Here is a 9,302-nt window from a genome sequence, read left to right on the forward strand (position 1 = left end):
ATAAAACCCCTATTTTTGCATAAATTTTTAATAATGACCAATTTCCAAACAATAATCAGAACCTGGTACCAAAAAAATGGAAGACATCTTCCATGGCGCGAAACCAGTGATCCTTACAAAATCTGGATATCGGAAATAATACTTCAACAAACACAGGTTAAACAAGGTTTAAATTATTACCAGCGCTTTATCAGGAAATTTCCTGATGTACAGGCATTGGCCAATGCTTCCGAAAACCAGGTAATGCAACAATGGCAAGGCCTTGGTTATTATTCCAGGGCCAGAAATCTTCACCTTGCTGCAAAAACCATTGTTACTGAATACAATGGCTTGTTTCCACAAACATACAAAAAAATACTGAAATTAAAAGGCATAGGTACATATACTGCAGCAGCAATTGCATCTATTGCTTTCGGAGAACCACGACCAGTCGTCGACGGAAATGTATACAGGGTGCTTTCAAGACTTTTCATGGCAGACATTCCAATTGACCGAACCGAAGGGAAAAAATATTTCGAAAAAAAAGCATCGGAACTCCTGGACCAAAAAAGTCCGGGAACCCATAACCAGGCTATGATGGAACTCGGGGCTCTGATTTGCAGGCCTGCTTCTCCCATCTGCCGGGAATGCCCCGTTTCAGCTTTTTGTAAAGCTGCTGCACATGGGAAACAAACACTCTTCCCTGTCAGAAGTAAAAAAATCTCCAGAAAAAAAAGAATGGCTCCATTTCCTGATTATCTCACAAAACGGACAAACGGTTGTTCAAAAAAGGACGGAAAACGATATATGGAAAGGCCTTTATCAGTTTCCACTCATAGAAACAAAAAAATACAGTTCATCTGATACAATTCGAAAAAGATTGAAAAAAACATTACCTGACGGCATAAGAATTGAAAAAACACATCAGGAAAAGCACTTGCTTACTCATCAGGAGTTGAATGCTACATTTTATAATTTAGTATGTCCAAAAAATGTGGAAATTCCTCAAACTTTTAATCAACTCGAAAACGAATTGATAAAAAACGAAAACATTCTGGGGTTACCTTTCCCCCAACTGATTCAAAAAAATTTATTAAAACTTATTAAGCCTTAAAAATCAACACCCTAAACGATAAAACTTAATAATTTTCATTTCTGATTATGAAACGCGAGCAAAAGTTTAGTATTTTAGCTGATTAGAATCCCAAAAACCCTGTTACAATGATAAACAAAGTAATTTTGGTCGGAAACGTAGGGAAAGACCCCGATGTAAGATATTTCGACAACAACGAAGGCGTTGCCAATTTTCCTCTGGCCACAACCGAACCGGGTTTTACCACCCGCGATGGGAGGCAAATCCCGGAAAGGACCGAATGGCACAACATAACCGTACGTCGCGGACTTGTAAAAGTAGCTGAGTCATATATCAGGAAAGGTACACAGCTATATATTGAAGGTCGGCTTCGCACACGCTCCTATGAACAAGACGGCGTTACCAAATACATTACAGAAGTTATTGCCGACACACTTAAATTGTTAGGAAAAAAATCGGATAATCCGGCGGTCGGGGACAACCAGTCAGCCGCCCAAACAGCATCGCCTTCGGGAGGAAACAATTTCGCACCTCAATCACAAAACGAACCAACGGGTAACGAAGGTTTCAGCGCAGGTGACAATGAAGATACTCCTCAGGAGGACGATTTGCCATTTTAGTTAAATTGATAAATTGTCATTCTTTGGAAACTGACTTATTTCTGTCACATTTTCCCGTGGTGGTTACCAATATTATATTCCACCCTCCAACAACGAGTATTATTATTGCCATCATCGCTACCCTGATGTTATTGGCAGGGTCTGCCCTTGTTTCAGGCTCGGAGGTTGCTTTTTTTTCTCTAAAGCCCGATGATGTAAACCACCTGAGAACTGAAAACTCGAAACGCAGCCAGCAAGTTATTAAACATCTGGAAAACCCGGAGTTACTACTGGCGACCATACTTATCCTCAATAACTTTATAAACGTCGGGATTGTTATACTTTCCGCTTATATTTCTTCCGCAGTAATATCGTTTGGAGAGAATACCACACTCAAATTCATTTTTGATGTTATAATTATCACCAGCATAATACTGTTTTTCGGAGAAATATTTCCAAAGGTTTTTGCAGGGCAGTCGCCACGGAAATTTGCCTCACGAATGGCTCTACCGCTCAGGAATGCAGCAAAAATGTTAAAACCTGTAAGCGTGCTCCTCGTTCGATCATCGGAATACGTAAAAAACAAGGCCGCGCAAAAGGCTAAAAACCTGTCGCTCGACGACCTTTCTGATGCCCTTGACCTTACAGGAGATGAGGTGTTTGAAGAAAAACAAATTCTCAAAAGTATTGTCACTTTCGGAAACATCAATGCCGAAGAAGTTATGACTGCAAGAGTGGATGTTACCGACCTGGAAATAAAAAGCGACTTCAACAAAGTACTTTCGGTTATTGTCGAATCGGGTTATTCGCGGATACCGGTTTTCGAAGAAACCCCAGACAATGTAAAGGGTATTTTGTATGTTAAAGATTTGTTGCCCCACCTTGGTAAAGACAATACTTTCAGATGGCAAAACCTGATCAGACCTGCCTACTATGTACCCGAGACAAAGCGTATTAATGATCTTCTGACTGAATTTCAGGCCAACAAAATACACATGGCCATTGTTGTGGATGAATATGGCGGTACATCCGGAATCGTAACACTGGAGGACATACTAGAAGAAATTGTAGGCGAAATCAGTGATGAATTGGATGAAGAAGAAGATTTTTTCTCTGTTCAACCCGATGGGTCGCTGGCTTTTGAAGGAAAAACGCTCCTGAAAGACTTCTTCAAAATCACCGGAATCGATGAGGACGCATTTGATGATATAAAAGGAGAAGCCGAAACTCTTGCAGGGCTACTTCTCGAAGTGAAAGGCGTCATCCCGGAAAAGCATGAAATTATCGAAATTGGTCCGTATAAGTTTACGATTCTGGCAGCTGATAAACGACGAATCAAAAAAATCAAATTTGTTCAAAAAGGGAAATTATGAAAGAATTCAAAACTGTCGTCCCATACTTCGTACTCCCTATACTGATCATCTTCCTGATGATGTCGTGCAACAATGCACAGCCCCCAAAACCCAGGGGCTATTTCAGAATAGCTCTCCCCGACAAGGAATATGTACCCATCGACACCATACTGCCTTATTGCTTTGAGCGCCCTGTATATTCAAAAATAGTTCCGGACCACAGCTATAACAAAGAGCCATATTGGATCAACCTGAGATTTCCACAATTCAAAGCACAGGTACACATCAGTTACAAGCCCGTTGAAAGCAATCTTTATCAATTACTTGAAGACAACCGTGAGCTGGCTTTTAAACATACCGTTAAAGCCGATGCTATCAGGGAACGCATGTTTGAATCGCCCGAAAAAGATGTTTACGGAATACTTTATGAAATTAAAGGGAATACAGCCTCTCCCGTCCAGTTTTTTGTTACCGACAGCGCAAGGCATTTTCTAAGGGGTTCGTTGTATTTCAATCTTGTGCCCAATAAAGATTCCATCGCCCCGGTACTTGAGTTTATCAAAGATGATATCACCCATTTAATTGAAACCATCGAATGGCAATAGTTGCATTGATGTAAGGAAGTCAGATGATTTATACAGGATGTTAACACATTATAGAAATGGCAATTGTCTTCGAAAACGAAAATTCTCATCAAACCAGAGTCGCAGTATGGGAAATTACAGAAAGCGAAGAAGCGCTAAAACAGATGCTCCCGCCCCTTAAAAAAAATGAAACAGATTTTTTGCAAAGCATTTCTTTTGCCCCCCGCCGAAAAGAATGGCTGGCATCAAGGGTCTTAATATATCGATTGACCGGTCTTTATCCCGAAACCGGATACAAGGACAATGGCCAACCTTTTGTAACTAACTGCCGGGAAAATATCAGCATTTCGCACACCAGAAAATTTGCGGCCATAGTGTTGTCAAAAAGTTCCATGCCCGGTATCGACATAGAATATCCTTCGGATCGGATACGCAAAGTATCCAAACGATTTCTTAACCCGCTTGAAAAAAATTTCATAAAAAATCCATTTACAGAAGTTCAGCTGGGGCTGATATGGTGTTGCAAAGAAGCTATTTTTAAGACTGCCGGCATTCCAGGCCTCGTCTTTAAAGACAATATCATAATATCGCCGTTTACGCCGGTTCATCAACAAGGGAGCATTAATGCCAGCCTGTCTGTCTCGGGTTTAAATAAAACTATTTATTTAAATTACATTTTAGACAAAAACTTTTATTTGGTTTGGACAAAATAATTTTTAAAGGAGTTTAAGAGTTTCAAACTTCATATATTTGTTTTGAAAAAATACCCTAAACAGTTGTTTTGAAAGTACAAATTTATATAGAACGTCACCTCCGCGAATAAAAAAAAGATGCTTGCCCTGCTTATCGATCCCGACAAATGCAGAGGTAAAATTCTGGAGCAACAAGCAGGTCTGATAAATTCTCACCGGCCTCATTTAGTATTGGTTGGAGGCAGTCTTACCAGCTATCCGGTAAATGATGTTGTGAAATATCTTAAAGAAAATACGGATGTTCCGGTTGTACTGTATCCCGGTCATCCCTCTCAAATATCCTTCAGTGCCGATGCCTTGTTGTTTCTTTCCATGATATCCGGCCGAAACCCGGAATTACTTATCGGAGCACATGTCACCTCGGCTCATGCCATCCGCCGGGAAGGTCTTGAGACCATTCCAACCGGTTATATGCTGATAGACGGTGGCGTACCCACCTCGGTTGAATACATCAGTCAAACCAGTCCCATTCCATCCGACAAAACAGACATCGCCACAGCCACTGCGCTTGCAGGAGAAATGCTGGGACTTAAAATGATCTATATGGATGCAGGCAGCGGCGCTCGCAACCCTGTTCCCCCTGAAATGATACGTTCGGTCAGAAAAAACATCCGGATACCTCTTATGATAGGGGGAGGAATCGACACGACTGAAAAATTCAATACTGCACTCAGAAACGGTGCCGATATCGTAGTCGTTGGAAATGCTTTGGAAAAAGACCCGGGGCTGCTATGCAAATTTATGGATATTACCAGTCAGCTATGATTTTCACCATATCGCAGTACATCAACCTTTTCCATTGTAATCAATCCCCCGGAACCTGCTTTATCCATTAACCTGTTAATGATTTGGGCAAAATCCGACAGTCGCTCATCAACGTCCACCAGACCTATTATAACCGGTATATCGCCTGACAAAGCAAAAGTTTTACTGCTGTGCAGCATGCTTTCGGCCCCATAAGACAGTATACCTTTTGATACCGTAGCACCGGCTATCTTATACTTTTTTGCTGCATATATAATGGCCTCGTAAAGCGGCCGCTGATAAACATTGTCGGATTCCCCTACAATAATAATCAGCTTTCTGGCGTTACCGGAGAGATTCATAATTTCACTCATTTAAGTATATAAAATCTACTACTGACATTTTGTTTATAATCTCAAACAAGCTGTACAGTCATTTGAATTGTAGCTAAAGACAAGCATAAAACAGAACCATAAAATCAATTTACATAATTGAATTGACAAATTCAATTTATAAGAACAATTAGTGTTTGTCTGTAAACTCGGGAAAGCTTCTTACTTATCATGTGTCGCAAAACACAAATACTTTTGATAAAAAAAGACATACAAAAAATGCTTCCAGAAAATCATACATGTTGCTTGCATCTTATTAAGGATTTATTAATTTTACGCTCAACCCTTTTTTAACTATTTTTTTAACCTTTTTTAAAATATACTATCATGAAAGTATATCAGGCCGATCAAATCAAAAACATATCGTTGCTTGGAAGCAGCGGCTCGGGGAAAACCACCCTTGCAGAAGCAATGCTTTTCGAGGGTGGTGTTATCAAACGCAGAGGGAATGTAGAGAATAATAATACAATATCGGATTATCACCGGGTAGAGCATGAATATGGCTACTCGGTTTTTTCGTCTGTATTATTCACCGAGTGGGAGGACAAAAAACTGAACTTTATTGATGCTCCAGGATCAGACGATTTCATTAGCGGGGCAATCACCGCTTTGAATGTCACAGATACCTCCTTAATGGTACTTAATGCTTCCCAGGGAGTGGAAGTAGGAACAGAAAATTTATTCAGATATACAGATACCTATCACAAACCGGTTATTTTCGTGGTCAATCAGCTCGACCATGAAAAAGCTAACTTTGAATCAACTTTTGAATCTGCACGTGAAGTGTTTGGTCGTAAGGTAGTTATTATTCAGTACCCGCTTAATGTCGGTCCCGATTTTAACGCGTTGGTTGACGTTCTGAAAATGAAAATGTACAAGTGGGGTCCGGATGGCGGTGTTCCTGAAGTTCTTGAGATTCCTGACGAAGAGAAATCCCGTGCCGAAGAGTTACACAACGAACTGGTTGAAGCTGCAGCCGAAAACGACGAAGACCTGATGGAACTTTTCTTCGAAAAAGGTTCTCTGGATGAAGAAGAGATGCGTCGTGGCATCAGGAAAGGTCTGGTTGCCCGTGACCTTTTTCCCGTATTTTGCGTTTCTGCCGCAAAGGATATGGGCGTGCGGCGCCTGATGGAATTCCTTGGCAACATTATTCCGCTTGTATCGCAAATGCCTCCGAAAAAAACCAGCAAAGGCGAAGTTGTGCCATGCGATCCCAATGGGCCGGCATCCATATTTGTTTTCAAAACAAGCATTGAACCTCATCTGGGCGAAGTAAGCTTTTTCAAAGTTATGTCGGGTAAAGTTTCCGAGGGTATGGATTTGATCAATATGTCCCGGGAAGCCAAAGAAAGGCTTTCTCAACTATATTGTGTTGCAGGCAACACACGGCATAAAGTTGAAGAACTCCAGGCAGGTGACATTGGAGCTACCGTTAAGCTTAAAGAAACAAAAACCAATCATACCCTGAACGAAAAAGGGTGCAATTACATTTTTGAACCTATCAAGTATCCCGATCCCAAATACCGGACAGCCATTAAGCCGGTGAGCGAAAGTGATGATGAACGACTGGGAGAGGTTTTGCAGCGAATGCACGAGGAAGACCCGACAATAATAGTAGAATACTCAAAAGAACTAAAACAGATTATTGTTTACGGACAGGGAGAATTTCACCTGAACACCATGAAATGGCGAATTGAAAACAACGATAAGCTCCCGATAGAGTTTCTCCTGCCAAAAATACCTTATCGCGAGACCATTACAAAGCAGGCCAGAGCAGATTATCGTCACAAGAAACAATCAGGAGGAGCAGGGCAGTTTGGTGAAGTTCATCTCATCATAGAACCCTATTATGACGAAATGCCGGAACCATCCGTATATAAATTTAACGGGCAGGAATATAAAGTAAACGTCAGAAATACCGAGGTAGTGGATCTTGCATGGGGCGGTAAGCTGGTTTTCTGCAACTGCATCGTTGGCGGGGCGATCGACAACCGCTTTATGCCTGCTATCCTGAAAGGATTGATGGAAAAGATGGAAGAGGGACCGCTTACCGGTTCCTATGCCCGGGATATCAGAGTTTGTGTCTATGACGGGAAAATGCACCCGGTCGACTCCAATGAAATCAGTTTTAAACTCGCCGGCAGGAATGCATTTAGTCAGGCTTTTAAAGAAGCAGGGCCCAAAATACTTGAACCTATTTATGATGTTGAAGTACGTGTTCCCTCCGACAGGATGGGAGACGTTATGAGCGACCTGCAGGGAAGAAGAGCTGTAATTGAAGGAATGAACAGTGAAAAAGGTTTTGAAGTAATAAAGGCCAAAGTGCCATTGAAGGAAATGAACAAATATTCAACCTCGTTAAGTTCACTCACTGGTGGCCGTGCATTTTACACTATGAAGTTCAGCAAATACGATAAGGTTCCACCTGAAATTCAGCAGGAACTATTGGCTGCCTACGAAGCTGAAACAAAATCAAAGAAAGAGGAATAAGCTTTTTCATTATTCTGAACTGGGGCTGCCGCAAAAGCAGCCCTTTTTTATTGCAATTTTCTGAACACTATACCAGGTCAAAGAGTTTTATAAATGAGTCAGCTCCAAAAAGTCTCTTTTGTCATTCTCGTTGTTGCAGGAAATTTTTAAGTCCTCATTACCGGTTGATTAACTCCGTTTCAAAAATTTCCTGCGCCTCCACCCTGACAAAAACAGCTCTTTTAGAAGCAGACTCGTAAATTTGTGTCAAAAGCCAGAACTATGAAAATTGCGTTTTTCAACACAAAAAGTTACGATCGCGAATATTTCGATCGATCCAATAAAAACACCGGGATAGAAATAACTTATTTCGACGGAACTCTGAATTGTGAAACAACAGAGTTGACCAAAGGTTATGAAGGGGTCTGCGTTTTTGTGAACGACCAGCTCAATGCCGATGTTATTGCAAAACTTGCAGAGCATGGTACCCGGCTCATTGCTCTAAGGTGTGCCGGGTTCAATAATGTAGACCTTGAAGCAGCCGCAAGGCATAGTATTAAAGTTGTCAGAGTTCCTGCCTATTCGCCCAATGCTGTGGCAGAACATGCAGTTGCTCTGATTCTTACTCTTAATCGCAAAACCCATAAGGCATATAACCGTGTGAGAGAAAGCAATTTTTCGCTGGAACGCCTCACCGGCTTCAACCTGCAGGGTAAAACTGTGGGTGTTATCGGTACCGGCAAAATCGGTGCCACTTTTTGCCGTATAATGCAGGGTTTTCAGTGCAAAGTGCTTGCACAAGACCCCTACCCCAACAAAGACCTGCAAAAGAAAGGTGTTGAATATGTAAAAACGGATGAACTGCTCAGCCGGTCAGATATCATCTCCTTGCACTGCCCGTTAACCCCCGACTCGAAACATCTTATCAACAAAGAATCAATCAAAAAAATGAAACGCGGCGTTATGCTTATCAACACCAGCCGCGGAGCTCTAATCAACACTCAAGACGCTATAAAAGGACTGAAAAAAGGGAGAATAGGTTATCTGGGAATAGATGTTTACGAGCAGGAAGAAGAACTGTTTTTCAAAGACCTGTCAGAAAACATAATACAGGACGAAACCATCATGCGTTTGATGAGTTTCCCTAATGTTCTCATAACTTCGCATCAAGCCTTCTTTACACGCGAAGCCCTCGAACAAATTGCATTCGTTACCCTGCAAAATATACAGGATTTTAAAAATGAACGACCGCTTAAAAATGAAGTTTCAGCTTAGCATTAACTCTTTTATGAGTATATAATTTAACCTGCTTTATTCATAAATTATCTATTACGA

9 protein-coding genes and 1 pseudogene are annotated in these 9,302 nt (G+C 41.2%); 9 read left to right on the plus strand and 1 reads right to left on the minus strand.

The genetic code is table 11. The annotated features are described in order from the left end of the window. The first annotated feature begins 33 nt into the window (after positions 1–33). The 7 genes and pseudogenes from mutY to OQ5_RS0119375 all read left to right on the plus strand — a co-directional run. Positions 34–843 (plus strand): A/G-specific adenine glycosylase, encoded by an 810-nt coding sequence (mutY, locus tag OQ5_RS21760; RefSeq protein ID WP_255297656.1) that lies wholly within the window; start codon positions 34–36, stop codon positions 841–843. Next, entirely contained in the window at positions 785–1,093 is a 309-nt protein-coding gene (locus OQ5_RS25105) for a hypothetical protein (protein ID WP_255297659.1), read from the plus strand. The genes mutY and OQ5_RS25105 overlap by 59 nt, the downstream gene beginning before the upstream one ends. A 107-nt stretch (positions 1,094–1,200) precedes the next feature. After that, a complete protein-coding gene (locus tag OQ5_RS0119355; RefSeq protein ID WP_016779073.1) occupies positions 1,201–1,692 on the plus strand; it encodes a single-stranded DNA-binding protein in 492 nt (163 codons plus the stop codon). Positions 1,693–1,715: 23 nt separating this feature from the next. Next, the gene (gene gldE, locus OQ5_RS0119360; protein WP_026055415.1) at positions 1,716–3,044 is read left to right on the plus strand and encodes a gliding motility-associated protein GldE; all 1,329 of its coding nucleotides are present in this window, start codon (positions 1,716–1,718) and stop codon (positions 3,042–3,044) included. Further along, complete coding sequence (gene gldD / locus OQ5_RS0119365; protein ID WP_016779075.1) at positions 3,041–3,628, plus strand: gliding motility lipoprotein GldD; 588 nt, start codon at positions 3,041–3,043, stop codon at positions 3,626–3,628. The genes gldE and gldD overlap by 4 nt, the downstream gene beginning before the upstream one ends. A 56-nt stretch (positions 3,629–3,684) precedes the next feature. After that, positions 3,685–4,320 carry a 4'-phosphopantetheinyl transferase family protein gene (locus OQ5_RS0119370; protein WP_016779076.1) on the plus strand — a complete coding sequence of 212 codons (636 nt, stop codon included), beginning with the start codon at positions 3,685–3,687 and terminating at the stop codon, positions 4,318–4,320. Between the two features lie 114 nt (positions 4,321–4,434). Next, positions 4,435–5,124 (plus strand): annotated as a pseudogene (locus tag OQ5_RS0119375) (geranylgeranylglyceryl/heptaprenylglyceryl phosphate synthase); the annotation flags it as partial. Here the strand turns inward: OQ5_RS0119375 and OQ5_RS0119380 are convergent. Then, complete coding sequence (locus OQ5_RS0119380; protein ID WP_016779078.1) at positions 5,115–5,477, minus strand: DUF190 domain-containing protein; 363 nt, start codon at positions 5,475–5,477, stop codon at positions 5,115–5,117. The pseudogene OQ5_RS0119375 and the gene OQ5_RS0119380 sit on opposite strands and share 10 nt — an antisense overlap. A 345-nt stretch (positions 5,478–5,822) precedes the next feature. On the opposite strand from OQ5_RS0119380, the gene OQ5_RS0119385 reads away from it, so the two are divergent. After that, positions 5,823–7,988 carry an elongation factor G gene (locus tag OQ5_RS0119385; protein ID WP_016779079.1) on the plus strand — a complete coding sequence of 722 codons (2,166 nt, stop codon included), beginning with the start codon at positions 5,823–5,825 and terminating at the stop codon, positions 7,986–7,988. 261 nt (positions 7,989–8,249) lie between these two features. Continuing rightward, positions 8,250–9,242 carry a 2-hydroxyacid dehydrogenase gene (locus tag OQ5_RS0119390; protein ID WP_016779080.1) on the plus strand — a complete coding sequence of 331 codons (993 nt, stop codon included), beginning with the start codon at positions 8,250–8,252 and terminating at the stop codon, positions 9,240–9,242. Positions 9,243–9,302 lie beyond the last annotated feature (60 nt).

This window comes from Anaerophaga thermohalophila str. Valhall (genome assembly GCF_000250735.1).
In the GTDB taxonomy this organism is placed as follows: domain Bacteria; phylum Bacteroidota; class Bacteroidia; order Bacteroidales; family Marinilabiliaceae; genus Anaerophaga; species Anaerophaga thermohalophila_A.